The following is a 19,102-nucleotide window of genomic DNA, read 5'->3' as shown; positions in this document are numbered from 1 at the left end:
GTCAAATTCACTTCTTATCGGCTTCGCGCGGTTTGCGCAGCACTTCATTGATTTCCGGCTTATCCAGCGGTCCACTGATGTGATAGCGCAGCAGCGAAATCTTATTCCACAACGGTGCCAGCACCTTGCTGGCGGCAAATACCGCCGCGCCGACCACCGGGTTAATCACAAACGCGGTGGCCACGCCAACCGAGGCGCCGATCTCTGGTGCCACCACCGCTTCCATGTCGATTTGCCGCTGCACCAGATCTATTTTGCCCTGCATGGCGATATCCGCTTCGAGGCCATCCACCAGCAGGTTATCGGTACGCATCACGCCGTTTTCAATCCACGCCGTGCCGTTGATCGAATCAAACCAGAAACCTTCATTAAAGGTATCGCTAAAATCGAAGCGCAGCTTACGCAGCAGGGCATCGAAGCTCACCAGCCGCAACAACTGTCCGGCACGACCGGTGTTCACATCCGCAATCTGCCCTTTGCCGAAGTGAGTTTTCAGCGTGCCGCTCAGCGTCTTTTCTGAAGGCTGCCACGGTGCGGAGCGCCAGTGCAGGTCATAATCAATTTTAAACGGCGCATCGCGCAGCGGCGTGTTCATGCCAAACCAGTTGGTGGCATCATTGATATTTTTGCCGCTCAGGCTGCCTTTTAACGAGGTGCGCTGCTCGCCCGCTTTGTTCACCCATTCACCCGCGACATTGAGCTTCGAGCTGCCGGTATCGACGCTGCCGTTAGTGAGTGCTAACGTCTCTCCCTGCGGCTGGAGCCTGGCCTGGATGTGGCCGAACTTCTGCCCGCGCAGCCAGCACTCAGCGCAGTTGAGCTGCAGCGCTGGCCAGCTGCGGAAATCAATGCCGCTGTCCCCGCTGAACGGCGAGGAGGCCTTGCCCGCTTCGTCGTCACTCCATTGCGGATTGTAATAAAGATAGCTCAGGTCGATTTGCCACGGCGCGTGTTGTGCAGTTCGCAGGCTGCCGCGCGCTTCGCGGCTCTCCAGCTGCAGTTGCGTGCTGCCGCCCGCCCCCTGAGTCACCGTGGCATTAACATCGTGCCACTGCTGGCCGCCGAGCGTCAGGGCCGGGGTGCGCAACGTCACATCGCCCGGCAGCAGTGCGCCGCCGATGTCCGTCTCGCCCTGCGCATTGCGTGAACCCGTCGCGCCGGTCATCAGCCCCAGCCAGGCTTCGCCGTCCAGCGCCGGCAGATTGAGTACCATCCCGCGCCGATCCGGTAGCGCCGGCGTGCTTTTGGCATCATTCAGCCAGATACCGCGATCGACGCGCAGCTGCGGCTCCAGCAGCCAGCGGCTGTTAAAGCGATGGTGCTCACGCACGCTGCCGCTGAGGTTAAAACTGTGCAAATCGCCGCTGGCATTAATGGCGATGGGCAGTGCCTCACCGGCCTCTTTATCCAGTGGTGGAGGTAAGTGACTGCTCACTGTCTTGCCGTCACCGTTGATATCAACCTTGTAGCGCGCCCCACCCTGATGCGGCAGCGTGATGTCGACATTGCCCTGCCACGCCAGACTGCCGCCCAGCTTACTGCTTACGCTGACAGGCAGCATGGCCAGTTTTGCCGGCTGCCAGTCGCCCAGCAGTTTGACGTTAACGCCAAAATCATCGGGATTTTCCGTGGTGCTGAAACGCACGCCGGTGGGCTGACCGAACCAGTTGGCCTGCAGCTCTTCACTCTCCAGGTTCCCGTTGTTGTAGCGGAAACGTCCGGTCAGGTTTTTCAGCGTGGTGTTGAGCGGCTTAATGTGCAGGCTGTTGTTATTCAGCACCACGTTACCGCTGGCGTGCACCAGTTCCCCATCCAGCGGAATATCCAGGTTGAGCGAACCACGCACGTTGCCGCCAATCTGCAGCTGCTCCAGCGCCGCACCCAGCGTGGATTTAAGTGGCGTGCGGGCGAAATAGTCGGCGATATCTTTACCTTCGCCGCTCAAATCACCGTCAATGATCAGCTTCTCTTTCAGGTAATCCGGGATTACCGCACTGACGTTGCGCGCGTCCACCGTGCCCAGCCGGGTTTGCGCCGCCTTCATCCACAGACCGTCGTTGATAAAATCGAGGTCGATATCGAGATTTTGCAGCGCCGGCCAGCCTGGCTGGAACTGGAAGGTAGCATTGCGCACCGGCACGGCCACTTCAAACATGCCGTCGTGGTGCTTGAACGGGAACAGACGCGGATCGCCGGCAAACAGCAGCGTGGCATTCTCCACCTGGCCGCCTTTGACCGCTTCGCTGAGATACTGCGTCAGATCGTGGCCCATCAGCGGCTCGGGGAAGTAGCGCCAGGCATCACCGGCGTCGGTGACGCGGATCCCGGCAAGAATGTCGAGCCGCGGCGCTTTACCGACATTTTGCTGATAGCGGAAATCGCCGCGCGCCCACAGCGAACGTGCCTGCACGTCCAGCTGCTGGCCATCCAGCGTCAGGCCGTTGCCATCGCGCAGCCAGTTAATCCTGCCGGTGACCTGCTGAATCTGTAACGGCGCCTGGAACATATCGCCGTACGGCACTTCTGCCTGGCCCATCTGCACATCCAGCTGGCCGTGGTTCAGACTGCCGCTGGCGCTGCCGCTCAGATTGCTGATGCCCGGCAAAAGCTGCCAGTGCTGCCACGCCAGATCGCGCCAGCGCGCCTGCAAACGCGTCTGCTCCGGCTGCGCCAGCGGAATATCCAGCGCCAGCGCGTCGATATAGCCGCGCGGCTGCAGCGCCCGCCAGTTGTCCAGCAGCGTAGGTGAGAGCGGCGCAAACAGCGGCACCAGCGGTGCCAGACGCTGCAGATCAAGACGGGTGGCGCGCACCCGCACTTCCGCTGCACTGTTCGCGCCGATCATCTGTTTATCTTCCGGCTTCCACAGCAGGGCGATATGGCCGGCATCCCAGGCCACGCCGTCAGTCATCAGCCGGGTTTGCGGCACCGTCAGGCTCCAGCCATTCTGGTAGCGCGCCAGATGCGCGGTCAGGCCATCCACCTGCAGCTGATGATCACCCTGCTCGCCGCGCCAGCGTGCGCCGCCTTTGCTCAGCAGCAGATCGCCTGCGTACACCTCACCGTCGCGCAGGTTGACCCACGCGGCCAGGCTGAAACGCGCGCTTTGCAGGCTGGTATTATCACGCAGCCAGCGGCCAATCCACGGGCGCACGTCCACGTCATCGGCCTGCATCCAGATGCGGCCGTCGTTGAGTAAGCCGTTAGTATCGTTAAGATCGAGCCGTACCTGCACCACGCCGTGCTGGCCGGTGAAGCTGGACAGGCTCACTTCGCCTTCGGCGCGATGGCGGTTGTCCTCGTTCAGCCAGGTAAGGCGGGGAATCGCCAGTTCGGCATGCTGGCCGGATGGCGTGAGAAAACGGATGCTGCTGTCGCGCAGATCGAAATGGTCAAACTGGCGTAAGAACAGATCGTTGATTTGGGCCGGTTTGAAGCTGTTTTTTTGCTCGTCGCTGGTGAGCAACGGACGGTTGGTTGCCAGCCGCAGCTGCCAGAAGGTGAGATCGCGGAACTGCCAGCGCCAGTGCAGCAGCGACTGCCACACATTGAGCGCCAGCGTAACGCGGCCAATCTGCAGCTCGCCATCTTTTTCCATGTCGATACGCAGATCGCGTACCTGCAGGGTCGGGCCAAAATTCTCCCATTTTCCCTGAACTTCACTGGCATCGATGGTGACGCCGCTGACGCGCGAAAGGGTGTGCAGCACCTCGCCGCGATAGCTGTTGAGATGCGGCATCACAAGGCGCAGCCCGCTGACCAGCAGCGCCACAATGACGATGATTGCGGCGAGCAGCAGTAACAAAATCCCCGGCAACCGCCTCACACACCTCTCCTTGCTTTCCGTTGGGTTACGGCGTTCAACCTCACGACTTACATCATGACGACGTCAAACTGCTCCTGCGTGTAGAGCGGTTCAACCTGTACTTTGACCTGCTTGCCGACAAAAATTTCCACTTCGGCCAGCGCGTGCGACTCATCGCTTTTCAGCGCTTCACCCACTGCGGGCGACACGTACACCAGGAAGCTGTCGGAGTCGTAAGCGTGATGGACGCGGACGATTTCACGCATGATTTCATAGCACACGGTCTCCACCGTCTTCAGCGAACCGCGTCCCTGGCACACCGGGCAATCGGCACACAGCACATGCTCAATGCTTTCGCGCGTGCGTTTGCGCGTCATCTCGACCAGCCCCAGCGCGGAGAAGCCGTTGATGCTGGTCTTGACGCGATCTTTGCTCAGCGCGCTCTCCAGCGAGTGCAGCACGCGCCGGCGATGATCGTCATTATTCATGTCGATAAAGTCGATGATGATAATGCCGCCGAGATTACGCAGCCGCAGCTGGCGCGCAATCGCCTGCGTGGCTTCGATATTAGTATTAAAAATGGTTTCGTCGAGGTTGCGGTGGCCGACAAACGCACCGGTGTTAATGTCCACCGTGGTCATCGCTTCGGTCTGGTCGATAATCAGGTAACCGCCAGATTTCAGTTCCACCTTGCGCTCCAGCGAGCGCTGAATCTCGTTTTCCACATCATAGAGATCGAAAATCGGCTGCTTGCCGTTGTACAGCTCCAGCTTGCTGGCCATCTCCGGAATATATTCACTGGTAAATTCCACCAGCAGATCGCAGGTCAGGCGCGAATCGACGCGGATGCGATCCAGCGCTGCGCCGGCGAAATCGCGCAGCACGCGCTGCGCCAGCGCCAGCTCGCCGTACAGCAGGCAGCGCGTCTGGTTGCGCTTTTTACGCTCGCTGACTTTGGTCCACAGGCGCTTTAAAAATGCCGCGTCCTGCGCCAGCTCTTCTGCGCCAATGCCTTCTGCGGCGGTACGAATAATAAAGCCGCCGAGATCGTCACAGTAAGCGGCAACCACCGCTTTCAGCCGCTCACGTTCGGCTTCGCTTTCAATGCGCTGTGAGACGCCCACGTGCGAAGCCCCCGGCATAAAGACCAGGTAGCGCGACGGCAGCGTAATATCGGTGGTGAGACGGGCACCTTTGGTGCCGAGCGGATCTTTCACCACCTGCACCATTAAATCCTGTCCCTGACGCACCAGCTCGGCGATATCGCGCACGATAAAGTTCTTCTTCTCATCACCCGCCACGCATTCGGTGTGCGGCATGATGTCCGAGGCGTGCAGAAAGGCCGCTTTGTCCATCCCGATATCGACAAATGCCGCCTGCATGCCCGGCAGTACCCGGCTGACGCGCCCTTTGTAGATATTGCCGACAATACCGCGCCGCGCTTCGCGCTCAATATGGATTTCCTGCAGAATGCCGCCGTCAATATAGGCAACACGGGTTTCAGAAGGTGTCACATTTACCAGCAGTTCAGCCGTCATCTTGTCCCCTTAACGCACGCAGCGACTGAAAATGGCTCAGCAGTTCGCTGGTTTCCACCAGCGGCAATCCCACTACGGCGTGATAACTTCCATTGATGCGGCGCACAAAGTTGCCGCCCAGGCCCTGAATTCCGTACGCGCCGGCTTTATCCATCGGCTCGCCGCTGGCGATATAGTGCGAAATTTCCTCTGCCGTGATAGTGCGGAATGTCACGTCTGTGGTCACCAGGCAATCCAGCTCGCCCTGCGCATCGGCCAGCGCCACGGCCGTCATGACCTGATGGGTTTGCCCGGCCAGTTTACCCAGCATCTGCGCGGCATGCGCCGCATCGCGCGGTTTCTCCAGCACTTCGCCATTCAGCACCACGATGGTGTCAGCGCCCAGCACCGGCAGATCCTGCGGTACTATCCGCACGCCGGCCCGCGCCTTATCGCTGGCCAGACGCCGCACATAAGACTCCGCCGCTTCGCCCGGCTGACGCTGCTCTTCAACATCGGTAATCAGGCGCTCAAACTGCAGGCCAAGCTGCGTTAACAGCTCGCGCCGACGCGGTGAGCCGGAAGCCAGGTAGAGGGTTATCATTGTATTCCTTATTGCACAGCAAACTGACGGCGAATCTTTCTCATCAGTAAGAATAGCCAGGGCCACAGGATACCGTCGACCACGCTACTCCAGAAGATTTCCGGGCGGAAGGAGACGTTGATGACCAGAAATTCTGCCCAGAAAACAATCACATCAACCGCCAGCGACAGCACCATAACCATTAATGCCTGCTGCCACAACGCCAGATTGCGGAATAGCTGAAATTTAAAGGCCACCAGATAGGCGATAATGCTGAACGCCAGCGCACGCACGCCCAGCGTTGAGCCGGCGACCAGATCCATAATAGCGCCGAGGAAAAAGCCGGTACCCACATTGACCCGGTGCGGCAGCGCCAGCACCCAGTAGATCAGGATCAGCAATAGCCACGATGGCCGGAACATGTAAATCTGATCCGGCCACGGCATGATTTGCAGGATAAGCGCAACAAGGAAGGACAGCCAGATCACCCAACGCCCCTGGCTGCGATATCGACTCAAGGCTGGCCTCCGCGCGAGTTCGCCGGATTACCCTGCGAACGGCTGCTGGCGGCGGGCTGTGGCGGCCCCATCTGCTGATTTTGCTGCATCATGGCGGGTGCCGGCGGCCCCATTTCGCCCGCGGGCGGCAGCACCTGCGGCATCATCTGCATCAGGCGTTCGTTGGCCACGCGATGCACTTCGTCCGGTGCCATCGGCATGTCGCCGTTCTTATCCGCACCCCACAGCAGTAGCAGGTAGCGCAGACGCTGCAGACCGGCGGTCGGACGCGCCTGAATCACGGTATAAGCACGCTGCGTATCCACTTTCACTGACGACACCACGCCGACCGGATACCCTTCCGGGAAGCGTCCGCCCAGGCCCGACGTCACCAGCACATCACCGACGCGAATATCCGTATTGCCCGGCAGATGCTCCAGTTGCAGATCTTCGCTGCAGCCGTTACCGGCGGCGATGACGCGAATATCGTTACGCAGCACCTGAATCGGCAGGGCGTGCGAGGCATCGCAAATCAGCAGCACGCGGCTGGTCATCTGCCCTACCGCCACCACCTGGCCGACCACGCCTTTATCGCTGATCACCGGCTGGCCTTCATACACGCCGTTGACGCTGCCTTTATCGATGATCACCTGATCGGTGTAAGGATCGGTGCCGGTGGAGATCACCTGGGTCACCATTTTGTGCTCATCCTGACGCAGCGGCGAGCCGAGCAGCTCGCGCAGACGCGCGTTTTCCTGCTTGTATTGCCCCAGCATCAGCAGGTCACTGTTTTTCAGGAAGAGCTCACGGCGCAGCGCTTTGTTTTCCAGCTCCAGCTGCTGGCGCGAGGCCAGCGTTTCGGAAACGCCGTCAAGAAGCTGTCGTGGCCCGTTGGCCAGGAAGTAAAATGGACTGACCGACGTGTCCAGGTAGTTGCGGATCTGGGAGAACGTGCTGATCCGGCTATCGGCGACAATAATCGCGATAGCCACAATCACGGCCAGAAACAGGCGCAACTGCAGGGAAGGTCCCCTGCTAAAAATCGGCTTCATAAATTCTGCGAATTCCTCGACATCAGGGAAGAAGCGTGAGTGTCAGCACTCACGCCTCCAGGGCTGGACGCTATACGCCGTCGTGCGCAGCGTCGCCAGTTACCCCGCATCCTGCAAACCGCAGTGACGACGTTGTGCCGCTGCTGCCCGGTGCCTGCTGCTGAGGCTGCCGTGCGGCATGCGATGGCCATCGTCCTGCCGTTGTGCTGATTTTGGGTATCGTCGCTATTCCCTGCGCAATTTGACCACGGTCTCAGCCGGAGAGGAATTACTCCTCGCTGAACAAATCGCCGCCATGCATGTCGATCATTTCCAGTGCTTTACCGCCGCCGCGCGCTACGCAGGTCAGCGGATCTTCTGCGACTACCACCGGAATACCGGTCTCTTCCATCAGCAGACGATCCAGGTTACGCAGCAGCGCACCGCCACCGGTCAGCACCATACCGCGCTCGGAGATGTCAGACGCCAGCTCCGGCGGGCACTGCTCCAGCGCGACCATCACGGCACTGACGATACCGGTCAGTGGCTCCTGCAGCGCTTCCAGGATTTCATTCGAGTTCAGCGTAAAGCCACGCGGCACGCCCTCAGCCAGGTTACGGCCGCGCACTTCGATCTCGCGCACTTCGTCACCCGGATAAGCAGAACCGATCTCATGCTTGATACGCTCAGCGGTGGCTTCACCAATCAGCGAGCCGTAATTACGGCGCACGTAGTTAATGATAGCTTCATCAAAGCGATCGCCACCAATACGCACAGAAGAAGAGTAAACCACGCCGTTCAGGGAGATAACCGCGACTTCGGTCGTACCGCCACCGATATCCACCACCATCGAGCCGGTCGCTTCTGACACTGGCAGACCCGCGCCGATTGCCGCGGCCATGGGTTCTTCAATCAGGAACACTTCACGGGCACCGGCGCCCTGCGCCGATTCGCGGATGGCACGGCGCTCAACCTGGGTCGCACCGACCGGCACGCACACCAGCACGCGTGGGCTGGGGCGCATAAAGCTGTTGCTGTGCACTTGCTTGATGAAGTGCTGGAGCATTTTTTCAGTCACGAAGAAGTCGGCGATAACGCCATCTTTCATCGGACGGATAGCTGCGATGTTACCCGGCGTACGGCCAAGCATCTGCTTTGCATCATGACCAACAGCCGCTACGCTCTTTGGGGAGCCGGCGCGATCCTGACGAATGGCAACCACAGAAGGCTCGTTCAGCACGATGCCTTGTCCTTTTACGTAAATCAGGGTATTCGCGGTACCCAGGTCAATGGACAAGTCATTGGAAAACATGCCACGAAATTTTTTAAACATACTAAGGGATAATCCTGCAAGCTGGGGGCGGAAAATAAAATCCGCCTACTTTACCAACCACGCGAAGCCGCTACAAGGCGCAAAAACGTTCTGCTTCGGTGAAAAACCAGGCTGAATAATTTTTCGCGGCGGTGCTGCCGTCCGACACCGGCGTTAAACGGCGCTAAGCTGCCGCTCTAAACGCAAATTCACCCGCCGGTCGCGGGTGAATTCCGACATAAAATCTAACATTTCCCGCCGCCGATCGCGCCGGCTGCGCACGGCATAAAGGCGAAAAATAGCCGCCTGCTGCCGTATCTGTGGCTGACGCGCTAAATCCGGTAACGTTGCGAGTGTTTCTTCACGTTACTGTTCACCGGCAGCGAAGGAGCAAAAAAGTCGCCCTGGCCGCCCGCGACGCCCAGCCCGGCCAGCGTTTGCCACTCCGCGCGCGTGCGTACACCGGCGGCAAAGACTTTGGTGGGCGTGGATTTACACACTTCCAGCAAACTTTGCACGAACAGCTGATTTTCTGTACGGCGCTCAATGTTGCGAATCAGGCCCGGATCGAGCTTGATCAGCTCAATCGGGAACTGCTTGATGTAAGCGCTACTCACCACCGTTAATCCGGCCTGATCTACCGCAATCCGACAGCCAAACGCGGTCAGCATACGGAAAACCGGCACTAAACGATTGATGTGTTGACAAACATCCGCCTCAGCAAGTTCAAATAAAAATCGTTTTCTTTGCGATTTACTGCACTGCAGCAGCAATTTTTGCAGCCAGCGCTGGAACGGCCGTTGCAGCAGCGAATCGATATTCACCGGCAGCGCCAGCGTTTCATCCGGCCAGACCTCCGACAGCGCCGCAATACGCATGACCAGCTGGCGATCCCAGCTGTCGGCCATGCCAAGCTGCAACACCAGCGGCATGAATTCTGCCGACACCACCTCTTTATCGCCGTCGAACACGCGCGCCAGCATTTCACGGTGATGCACTTTGCCGTCCAGCAGCACCGCCGGTTTCTGGTACAGACGCGGGCCGCCGCGGTTCACGGTGTTTTCCAGCAGGGTGCGCCAGCGCACGCTGCCGCGCCCCATCTCCAGCGTATTGCCCTCGCCCACCGACCAGTTGTTCCCGCCCTGCAGTGCCGCCCGACGCGTGGCCAGTTCGACGTTCTCCATCACCTGCGACACCGACTCGCCGCTGCGCCAGGCGCTGATGCCAATGTGGATTAGGTCATCACGATCCACCATGCGCATCGGCGGCAGTGAATCCACCGCGTTGATCAGCTGGTCGGCAATGCTGTTGGCCTCTTTCAAAGTGCGGTGCGGCAGCAGTACGGCAAAGTCGCTGCGGAAATAGCGCGCCAGCAGCGCACCCGGATAGCGCAGCACGAAGGTGGAGAGCATGTTCACCAGGTCGAACAGGTATTCATCGACCAGCGTCGGTCCGAGGGTTTCATGCAGGGTGTCGAGGTCCGGCAGCCGCACCATCATCACCACACCGTGCGTGCCAACGTCTTCCTGGTCTTCCAGCAACGTGGCCAGTTGGTTATCGAAAAACAGGCGATTATTCAGGCCGGTACGCGAATCCTGCGCGGCAAAAGTGCGGATTAAGGTGTCGATACGCAGACGCTGCTCGCCGGCTTCCTGTAAATCCCCCAGCAGCAGATCGATAGCGCGGCTGGCTTTCGGCGGCCATTCGGCGATGGTATCGCTGCGTGGCGCGCGCTCGCCAGCCAGAATGCGCTCCGCGCGCGCCTCCAGCCGCTCCATATGCTGCCAGCGGCGGTTAAGCCAGCGGTGCGTCATCACCAGCAGCGCCGACATGATCGCCACCACCGTCAGCAGGATAATCAGCGTGTAGGCACCGGTGAACGAGCGGAACCAGGTTTTGGCGGGATCAAGCACCACCACGCGCAGCGCCATGCCCGGCGCGTGCACCAGCGGCATATCCAGTTGAATGAAACGGTTGGGCTCGTCTTCCAGCATCGGATTTTCATGGCGCGCGAGGCGGAACAGCACGGTATCATCGTGATGCAGTTCCAGCTGTTCGGCATTGATGACGGGCATCAGGCGCGTCAGCCACTGCGTCAGTTCCTGCGGTGACTGGCTGGCCAGCGCTTTATCGACTTCTGTCGCCAGCGTCTGCACACGGTTCTCTACGCGCTGCTGCGACAGCCAGATAAAACTAAAAGCGCAGCCTACCAGCATCAGTAACATCGCCAGTAAGCTTAATAAGGTAATAAACGCAGAAAACTTGGTTGTTAATCGCATCCCTGTGCCTGTATCACTGCGGTTTATGAACGCCAGCCAACGGTTCGCGCCAGCCGCGCTGGTGCAAACCTGAGCAAATTATCACAATTACCGATCCAAATCAGCGCCCGCCCGGCGCCGGGTTTCGCCACCCTGCGGCGCGAGTATAACGTCAAAGTGTGAAGCGCTGGCTTCCGGGGCGGCTTTTTCGTCCTATTCTCAACAGAACGCACCGGCCAGGAAATTTCACATTTTGCCAGCGAAAGTGGCGCGCCGGGCAGCGTTTGATCATGCTAGCTGCAGTTAATCGATTTGCCGGAGAACGCCATGAAGCGCACGCACATCCTTACCGAAGCCGATGTTACGCCGGAAAGCATTTTTAATCTGCGCCGCCGCCAGATGCTGAAAGCGCTGGGGCTTGGCGCTGCCGCGGCCAGTCTGCCCGGCGGCGCACAGGCCGATGTGCTGAGCTGGTTTAAGGGCAATGACAGGCCGCCGGCGCCTGCCGGACGCGATCTGCAGTTCAGTAAACCGGCCCAGTGGCAGGCGGACCTGCCGCTGACGCCGTTTGATAAAGTCGCTGGCTACAACAACTTCTACGAATTTGGTCTCGACAAAGCCGATCCCGCCGCCAATGCCGGCACGCTGAAAACCGACCCGTGGCAATTGCGCATTGAGGGTGAAGTGGCGAAGCCGATGACGCTGGATATGGACGACATCTTCAAACGTTTCGCCATGGAGCAGCGTATCTATCGCATGCGCTGCGTTGAAGCCTGGTCGATGGTGATTCCCTGGGTAGGCTTTGAACTCAACAAGCTGCTGAAGCTGGCTGAACCCACCAGCAATGCCCGCTATGTCGCCTTCCAGACGTTATACGCGCCCGATCAGATGCCAGGACAAAAGGACCGCTTTATCGGCGGCGGGCTGGATTATCCCTATGTTGAAGGCTTGCGGCTGGACGAAGCGATGCATCCGCTGACGCTGCTCAGCACCGGCGTTTACGGCAAAGCGCTGCCGCCGCAAAACGGCGCGCCGATTCGCCTGACGGTGCCGTGGAAATATGGCTTCAAAGGGATTAAGTCGATCGTCAAAATTACCCTGACGCACGATCGTCCGCCTACCACCTGGAGCCAGATCGCCGCCAACGAGTATGGCTTCTACGCTAACGTGAATCCGCACGTCAACCACCCGCGCTGGTCGCAGGCGACTGAGCGCTTTATCGGTGCGGGCGGCATTCTCAAGGTGGAACGCCAGCCGACGCTGCTGTTCAACGGTTATGCTAAAGAGGTGGCCTCGCTGTATCGTGGTCTCGATTTACGGGAGAACTACTGAGTGCGCCTGACATTACGCCACGTTACGCTGCTGAAAGTGGTGCTCCATCTGGCGGCGTTTCTGCCGCTGGTGTACCTGTTTCTGGCGGCAAATCAGGGCTGGCTGAGCGCCGATCCGGCGAAAGATATCCAGCATTTTACCGGCCGCATGGCGCTGAAGCTGCTGCTGGCGACGCTGCTGGTGAGCCCGCTGACGCGTTATCTGAAGCAGCCGCTGCTGATTCGTACCCGCCGGCTGCTCGGCCTGTGGTGCTTTGCCTGGGCCTGTCTGCATCTCACCAGCTACTATCTGCTGGAACTGGGTTACGATCATCTGCGATTACTCGGCAGTGAGATTGTCTCGCGCCCCTATTTGTTACTGGGCATGATCAGCTGGATTATTCTGTTTGCTCTCGCCATCACCTCTTTTCAGCGCGCCCAGCGCAAACTGGGACGCCGCTGGCAAACGCTGCACAACGGCATCTATCTGGTCGCGATCCTCGCGCCTGTCCACTATCTTTGGTCAGTAAAAGTGCTGTCACCGCAGCCGTGGATTTATGCACTACTGGCGCTGGCGCTGTTAGGCTGGCGTTACAATAAGTTGCGTAAACTTCTGCGCCGATAATCCCCGCAAGGTTGTTTTCCTGCTGCGAGATCTGTTAAAAGGTGTGGCCTTCGGGCCTCGCCGGATCAACTTCGCAGATAAGACCAGTATTTTGCTGCGAATTGCCTCGAAACGGATATAATGCCCGGCTTTATTGCAAGCGAAGTCTTCTTTTTCACTCTGAAGAGTGACAAATGAAGGATGTCGCGGTATTTTACGCGATGCCTCACTGATTGCAGGAGATAGCCGCAAGATGGCGCATAAATTTCACATACTGCTGTTAAACGGACCCAACCTGAACCTGTTGGGAACGCGCGAGCCTGACAAGTATGGTCACACTACGCTGGCGCAGATTGTCAGCGATCTGACGCAACAGGCCGACCAGCACCATGTGAAATTGAGTCATTTGCAATCGAATGCGGAATACCAGCTGATCGATCGTATTCACGAAGCCCGCGGCAACGTCGATTACATCATCATCAACCCGGCTGCGTTTACGCACACCAGCGTTGCCCTGCGCGATGCGCTGTTGGCGGTTAGCATTCCTTTTATTGAGGTGCATCTCTCAAATGTGCATGCACGCGAACCGTTCCGACATCACTCCTATCTTTCCGATGTATCTGCCGGCGTCATCTGTGGACTGGGCGCCGACGGCTACTCGTGGGCTTTACAAACGGCCGTAAAACGCCTGTCACATTCCAATTAAACAGAGTACGGAACCACACTCATGGATATTCGTAAAATTAAGAAACTGATCGAACTGGTTGAAGAGTCCGGCATCGCTGAGCTGGAAATCTCTGAAGGCGAAGAGTCGGTTCGCATCAGCCGTTCACCTGCCAATGTCGGTTACCCTATGATGCAGCAGGCTTATGCTGTTCCGACTCCACAGCCTGCGCTGGCTGCTGCGGTTGCACCTGCTGCTGCGCCTGTCGCTGCAGAAGCGGCTAAACCTGAAGTCAGCGGCCACATCGTGCGTTCGCCGATGGTCGGTACCTTCTATCGCACCCCAAGCCCGGACGCCAAAGCGTTTGTGGAAGTGGGTCAGAAAGTGAACGCTGGCGACACCCTGTGCATCGTTGAAGCGATGAAAATGATGAACCAGATCGAAGCCGATAAATCCGGCGTTGTGAAGGCGATCCTGGTGGAAAGCGGCCAGCCGGTTGAATTCGACGAGCCGCTGGTCGTCATCGAATAACGAGGCGAAGCATGCTGGATAAAATTGTCATTGCTAACCGTGGTGAGATTGCGCTGCGCATTCTGCGTGCCTGTAAAGAACTGGGCATCAAGACTGTGGCGGTACACTCCACGGCAGACCGCGATCTGAAGCACGTGCTGCTGGCGGACGAAACCGTCTGCATCGGCCCGGCGCAGTCGGTCAAAAGTTATCTTAATATCCCGGCGCTGATCTCCGCAGCCGAAATCACCGGCGCGGTTGCGATCCACCCGGGCTACGGCTTCCTCTCTGAGAACGCCGATTTCGCCGAGCAGGTTGAGCGCTCTGGCTTTATCTTCATCGGTCCGAAAGCCGACACCATTCGCCTGATGGGCGACAAAGTGTCAGCGATCAACGCGATGAAAAAAGCCGGCGTACCGACCGTACCAGGCTCTGACGGTTCGCTGACCGACGACATGGAGAAAAACCGTGCCATCGCTAAGCGCATCGGCTATCCGGTGATCATCAAAGCCTCTGGCGGCGGCGGCGGTCGTGGTATGCGCGTTGTGCGCAGCGACAAGGATCTTGAGCAGTCCATCAACATGACGAAAGCGGAAGCCAAAGCGGCTTTCAACAACGACATGGTGTACATGGAGAAATTCCTCGAGAATCCACGCCACATCGAGATTCAGGTTCTGGCCGACGGTCAGGGCAACGCCATCTATCTGGCCGAACGTGACTGCTCCATGCAGCGTCGCCACCAGAAAGTGGTCGAAGAAGCGCCAGCACCGGGCATCACGCCGGAACTGCGTCGTTACATCGGCGAGCGCTGCTCTAACGCCTGCGTGGAGATCGGTTATCGCGGTGCCGGTACCTTCGAGTTCCTGTATGAAAACGGTGAGTTCTACTTCATCGAGATGAACACCCGTATTCAGGTGGAACATCCGGTCACCGAGATGATCACTGGCGTCGACCTGATCAAAGAGCAGCTGCGTATTGCTGCCGGTCAGCCGCTGTCAATCAAACAGGAAGATGTGGTGGTGCGCGGTCATGCGGTCGAGTGCCGTATCAACGCCGAAGACCCAAACACCTTCCTGCCGAGCCCGGGCAAGATCACCCGTTTCCACGCGCCAGGCGGTTTTGGCGTGCGCTGGGAATCGCACATCTATGCCGGCTACAGCGTGCCGCCGTACTACGACTCAATGATTGGTAAACTGATCACCTACGGCGAAAACCGTGACGTGGCTATCGCGCGCATGAAAAATGCGCTGGCGGAACTGATCATCGACGGCATCAAGACTAACGTCGAGCTGCAGATGCGCATCATGACCGACGAAAACTTCCAGCAGGGTGGTACTAACATCCACTATCTGGAGAAAAAACTCGGCCTGCACGAGAAGTAAGCGCAGCGCAGAGCAATGCAGAGGCCGGTTAAACCGGCCTTTTTCATTTTTGTTGCCTTTGAGGTTGCATGATGGATGGGCGTTTTTTGCAAGCTAACAAAGAGGCGCGCTGGTCGCTGTACCTGACGCTGGCGTACCTCGCCGTCTGGGGCGTGTCCGCGTGGCTCGGCGGCACACAAAGCGGTTTCACCGGTTTACCGCGCTGGTTTGAACTCTCCTGCGTGTTCGCGCCCGTGCTGTTCATTGGCCTGTGCTGGCTGATGGTGCGCGTGGTGTTCCGCGATATGTCTCTGGAGGACCACGATGGAAACTGAAATCATTCTGCCACTGCTGGCCTATCTGGTGCTGATTGCCGGGCTGTCGGTGTTTGCCATGCGCAAACAGCGCCACGGCAACTTCCTGAGTGAGTATTTCCTCGGCAGTCGCTCGATGGGCGGTTTTGTGCTGGCGATGACCATCACCACCACTTACATCAGCGCCAGCTCATTTATTGGCGGGCCGGGCGCGGCGTATAAATACGGGCTGGGCTGGGTACTGCTGGCGATGATTCAGGTGCCGGCGGTCTGGCTGTCGCTCGGCGTGCTGGGCAAAAAATTCGCGATTCTGGCGCGACGCTACAACGCGGTGACGCTCAATGACATGCTGTACGGCCGCTACCGCAGCCCGCTGCTCATCTGGCTGGCCAGTATCAGCCTGCTGGTGGCGTTTATTGGTGCCATGACGGTACAGTTCATCGGCGGCGCGCGCCTGCTGGAGACGGCCGCCGGTATTCCTTATGATACCGGGCTGTTGATTTTTGGCGGCACCATCGCGCTGTATACCGCGTTTGGCGGCTTTCGCGCCAGCGTGCTTAACGATGCCATGCAAGGGCTGGTGATGCTGATTGGCACCTTCCTGCTGCTGTTTGCCGTCATCCACCAGGCGGGCGGTCTGGCAACGGCGGTCACCAAACTGCGCAGCATCGATCCGCAGCTGGTGTCACCGGAAGGCGTCGGCAACGTCATCAATCCGACCTTCCTCAGTTCGTTTGCCGTGCTGGTGTGCTTTGGCGTGATTGGGCTGCCGCATACCGCCGTGCGCTGCATCTCCTACAAAGACAGCAAAGCGATGCATCGCGGTATCATCCTCGGCACTATCGTGGTGGTGATACTGATGCTCGGCATGCATCTGGCCGGCGCACTAGGCCGCGCGGTACTGCCGGATCTGGCGATTCCGGATCGCGTGATCCCGACGCTGATGATCACCGTGCTGCCACCGATGGCGGCTGGCGTGTTCCTCGCGGCGCCAATGGCGGCGATCATGTCGACGATTAACGCGCAGCTGCTGCAATCGTCCGCTACCCTGATCAAAGATCTTTACCTGCGCATTGCGCCGCAGCACAGCGAGAACGAGGCGCGTTTGCGGCTGCTCTCCGGCACCATCACCTTTGTGCTCGGCCTGCTGCTGCTGCTGGCGGCCTGGAATCCGCCAGATATGATTATCTGGCTCAACCTGCTGGCGTTCGGTGGCCTTGAAGCGGTCTTTCTGTGGCCGCTGGTGCTGGGACTGTACTGGGAGCGCGCCAATGCGGCGGGCGCCATCAGTGGCATGGTGGTGGGAGCCGGATGCTATACGCTGCTTGCCAGCCTGAAAATCGAACTGTGGGGCTTTCACCCTATCGTGCCATCGTTGACATTAAGCCTGCTGGCCTTCCTGGTGGGTAATCTGTTCGGCAGCGCGCCTGACGCTCGCGATGCTGCCCTGGAATAAAAGAGAAACGCTATGCCATGGATTCAAATCAAAATTAACAGCACCGGCGAGCACGCCGAAACCCTCAGCGACGCGCTGATGGATGTCGGTGCGGTGTCGGTCACCTTTCAGGACACGCACGACAACCCGGTGTATGAGCCGCTGCCCGGTGAAACCCGCCTGTGGGGCGATACCGATGTGACTGGCCTGTTCGACGCGGAAACCGCCATGGACGATGTGGTGGCTGAACTGAGCCAGCATCCGCTGCTGGGATCGGGTTTCCGCCATAAGATCGAACAGATCGAGGATAAAGACTGGGAGCGCGAATGGATGGATAACTTCCATCCGATGCGTTTCGGTGAACGCCTGTGGATCTGCCCAAGCTGGCGCGACGTGCCGGATCCGGATGCGGTCAACGTGATGCTTGATCCCGGTCTGGCCTTTGGTACCGGCACCCATCCCACCACGTCGCTGTGTCTGAGCTGGCTGGATGGTCTCGATCTGCAGGGCAAAACGGTGATCGATTTCGGCTGTGGCTCCGGCATTCTGGCCATTGCCGCGCTGAAACTCGGTGCTGCCCAGGCGATCGGCATTGATATCGATCCGCAGGCGATCCAGGCCAGCCGCGATAACGCGGAGCGCAACGGCGTGGCCGACCGCCTGTCGCTGTATCTGCCGCACCAGCAGCCGGAAAACCTGCAGGCGGATGTGGTGGTCGCCAATATCCTCGCCGGTCCGCTGCGCGAACTGGCGCCGCTGATTAGCGTGCTGCCGAAAGCCGGCGGCCATCTCGGTCTGTCCGGCGTGCTGGCCAGCCAGGCGGAAAGCGTGTGTGAAGCCTATGCGGAGCGCTTTGCGCTGGACGCCGTGGCGGAAAAAGAGGAGTGGTGTCGCATCACTGGCGTGCGCCGCTAACCGACAAATGGGCCAGCGGCTGCTGGCCCGATTTCCCCCGTCTGAGACCTGTCTCAAATCCCCGCCAGCCCCGTTTTCCTGCCGTTTCTTTACATTGAAATCAGTAGACTGCTGCACCAGGCGATAGCGCTATCCCTGTTAACCGTGCCGTGCGCGGCACATAACATTGATATATCGCTTAGTGAATAAATGATGATGAAAAGCAAACACACACTGATCGCTCTGCTGCTGGCAGCAGCGCCTTTTGCTCACGTTCAGGCTGCCGCCTGGGATTATGCTCAGCCACAGCAGTGGGGGGACCTGTCCCCTGATTTTCACGTCTGCAAGCAGGGCGTGAATCAGTCGCCGATTGATATTCGCCAGGTGCTGCATGCCAGTCTGCCGGCGCTGACGCTGGAACTGCAGGCGCGCCAGGCCGCCATTGTCAACAACGGCCACACCGTGCAGATCAACCTGCAGCAGGGTGATACGCTGACGCTGGACGGCGAGACCTTCACACTGAAGCAGTTCCACTTCCATACCCCGAGCGAAAACCTGATCGACGGCAAACGCTATCCGCTTGAGGGCCACTTTGTATTCAGTGACGAGCAGCAGCAGCTGGCGGTCATCGGGGTGATGTTCGAAGCCGGTGCGGCAAATCCGGTACTGACGACGCTGCTGGATACGCTGCCGGCGCAGGTCAATCAGCCGGCCACGCTGCAGCAGGATGTCGATATTACGCCACTACTGCCGACCGATCGCCGTTACTACCGCTTCAGCGGTTCACTCACCACGCCACCGTGCAGTGAAGGCGTGCGCTGGCTGGTGATGAAGCAACCGGTAACGGCTTCCACACAGCAGCTGCAGGCCTTTAGCGCGGTGCTGGGTGAACACGGTAACAGCCGCCCGGTGCAGCCGCTCAATGGCCGGCTGGTGGTTGAGTAACGAAATACTCACTAAACGTAAATAAACCGTTCACTTTTCAATCAAATCACCGCCATTTCTCT

At 58.9% G+C, this 19,102-nt stretch carries 16 protein-coding genes; 9 read left to right on the top strand and 7 right to left on the bottom strand.

Annotated elements, in window-relative coordinates; genetic code table 11:
- Positions 1–7: 7 nt before the first annotated feature.
- The 7 genes from yhdP to csrD form a co-directional block, all read right to left on the bottom strand.
- Entirely contained in the window at positions 8–3,826 is a 3,819-nt protein-coding gene (gene yhdP, locus AC6I7J_RS01970; protein WP_058771468.1) for an AsmA2 domain-containing protein YhdP, read from the bottom strand.
- A 47-nt stretch (positions 3,827–3,873) separates the two neighbouring features.
- Positions 3,874–5,343 (bottom strand): ribonuclease G, encoded by a 1,470-nt coding sequence (rng, locus tag AC6I7J_RS01965; RefSeq protein ID WP_021508149.1) that lies wholly within the window; start codon positions 5,341–5,343, stop codon positions 3,874–3,876.
- Positions 5,333–5,926, bottom strand: a complete 594-nt coding sequence (locus AC6I7J_RS01960) for a Maf family protein (protein WP_498006621.1) — start codon at positions 5,924–5,926, stop codon at positions 5,333–5,335. Before AC6I7J_RS01960 ends, rng begins: the two co-directional genes overlap by 11 nt.
- Positions 5,927–5,934: 8 nt before the next feature.
- Positions 5,935–6,423, bottom strand: a complete 489-nt coding sequence (gene mreD / locus AC6I7J_RS01955) for a rod shape-determining protein MreD (protein ID WP_031279826.1) — start codon at positions 6,421–6,423, stop codon at positions 5,935–5,937.
- Positions 6,420–7,454: a rod shape-determining protein MreC gene (mreC, locus tag AC6I7J_RS01950; RefSeq protein WP_021508152.1), complete on the bottom strand. Its 1,035-nt coding sequence runs from the start codon at positions 7,452–7,454 to the stop codon at positions 6,420–6,422. Before mreC ends, mreD begins: the two co-directional genes overlap by 4 nt.
- Before the next feature lie 268 nt (positions 7,455–7,722).
- On the bottom strand, positions 7,723–8,766 hold the full coding sequence (mreB, locus tag AC6I7J_RS01945; RefSeq protein ID WP_003855260.1) for a rod shape-determining protein MreB: 1,044 nt from the start codon (positions 8,764–8,766) through the stop codon (positions 7,723–7,725).
- A gap of 311 nt (positions 8,767–9,077) precedes the next feature.
- Complete coding sequence (gene csrD, locus AC6I7J_RS01940; protein ID WP_058771469.1) at positions 9,078–11,024, bottom strand: RNase E specificity factor CsrD; 1,947 nt, start codon at positions 11,022–11,024, stop codon at positions 9,078–9,080.
- A 306-nt stretch (positions 11,025–11,330) separates the two neighbouring features.
- On the opposite strand from csrD, the gene msrP reads away from it, so the two are divergent.
- The 9 genes from msrP to AC6I7J_RS01895 all read left to right on the top strand — a co-directional run bounded on the left by msrP (position 11,331) and on the right by AC6I7J_RS01895 (position 19,040).
- Entirely contained in the window at positions 11,331–12,335 is a 1,005-nt protein-coding gene (gene msrP / locus AC6I7J_RS01935) for a protein-methionine-sulfoxide reductase catalytic subunit MsrP (protein ID WP_498006619.1), read from the top strand.
- Entirely contained in the window at positions 12,336–12,938 is a 603-nt protein-coding gene (msrQ, locus tag AC6I7J_RS01930) for a protein-methionine-sulfoxide reductase heme-binding subunit MsrQ (protein WP_021508155.1), read from the top strand.
- A 232-nt stretch (positions 12,939–13,170) separates the two neighbouring features.
- Positions 13,171–13,623: a type II 3-dehydroquinate dehydratase gene (gene aroQ / locus AC6I7J_RS01925; protein WP_021508156.1), complete on the top strand. Its 453-nt coding sequence runs from the start codon at positions 13,171–13,173 to the stop codon at positions 13,621–13,623.
- A gap of 21 nt (positions 13,624–13,644) precedes the next feature.
- Positions 13,645–14,112: an acetyl-CoA carboxylase biotin carboxyl carrier protein gene (gene accB, locus AC6I7J_RS01920; protein WP_021508157.1), complete on the top strand. Its 468-nt coding sequence runs from the start codon at positions 13,645–13,647 to the stop codon at positions 14,110–14,112.
- A gap of 11 nt (positions 14,113–14,123) precedes the next feature.
- Entirely contained in the window at positions 14,124–15,473 is a 1,350-nt protein-coding gene (gene accC / locus AC6I7J_RS01915; protein ID WP_088516096.1) for an acetyl-CoA carboxylase biotin carboxylase subunit, read from the top strand.
- 71 nt (positions 15,474–15,544) lie between these two features.
- Positions 15,545–15,787 (top strand): YhdT family protein, encoded by a 243-nt coding sequence (locus AC6I7J_RS01910; RefSeq protein ID WP_166712188.1) that lies wholly within the window; start codon positions 15,545–15,547, stop codon positions 15,785–15,787.
- The gene (gene panF, locus AC6I7J_RS01905) at positions 15,777–17,222 is read left to right on the top strand and encodes a sodium/pantothenate symporter (RefSeq protein ID WP_104093876.1); all 1,446 of its coding nucleotides are present in this window, start codon (positions 15,777–15,779) and stop codon (positions 17,220–17,222) included. The genes AC6I7J_RS01910 and panF overlap by 11 nt, the downstream gene beginning before the upstream one ends.
- A 12-nt stretch (positions 17,223–17,234) precedes the next feature.
- Positions 17,235–18,116, top strand: a complete 882-nt coding sequence (prmA, locus tag AC6I7J_RS01900) for a 50S ribosomal protein L11 methyltransferase (protein WP_498006616.1) — start codon at positions 17,235–17,237, stop codon at positions 18,114–18,116.
- 195 nt (positions 18,117–18,311) lie between these two features.
- A complete protein-coding gene (locus tag AC6I7J_RS01895) occupies positions 18,312–19,040 on the top strand; it encodes a carbonic anhydrase (RefSeq protein ID WP_498007202.1) in 729 nt (242 codons plus the stop codon).
- Positions 19,041–19,102: the final 62 nt, after the last annotated feature.

This window comes from Type-C symbiont of Plautia stali, assembly GCF_059730935.1.
The sequence above is the reverse complement of the archived record's forward strand: the minus strand, read 5'-3'. Positions and strand labels throughout refer to the sequence as shown.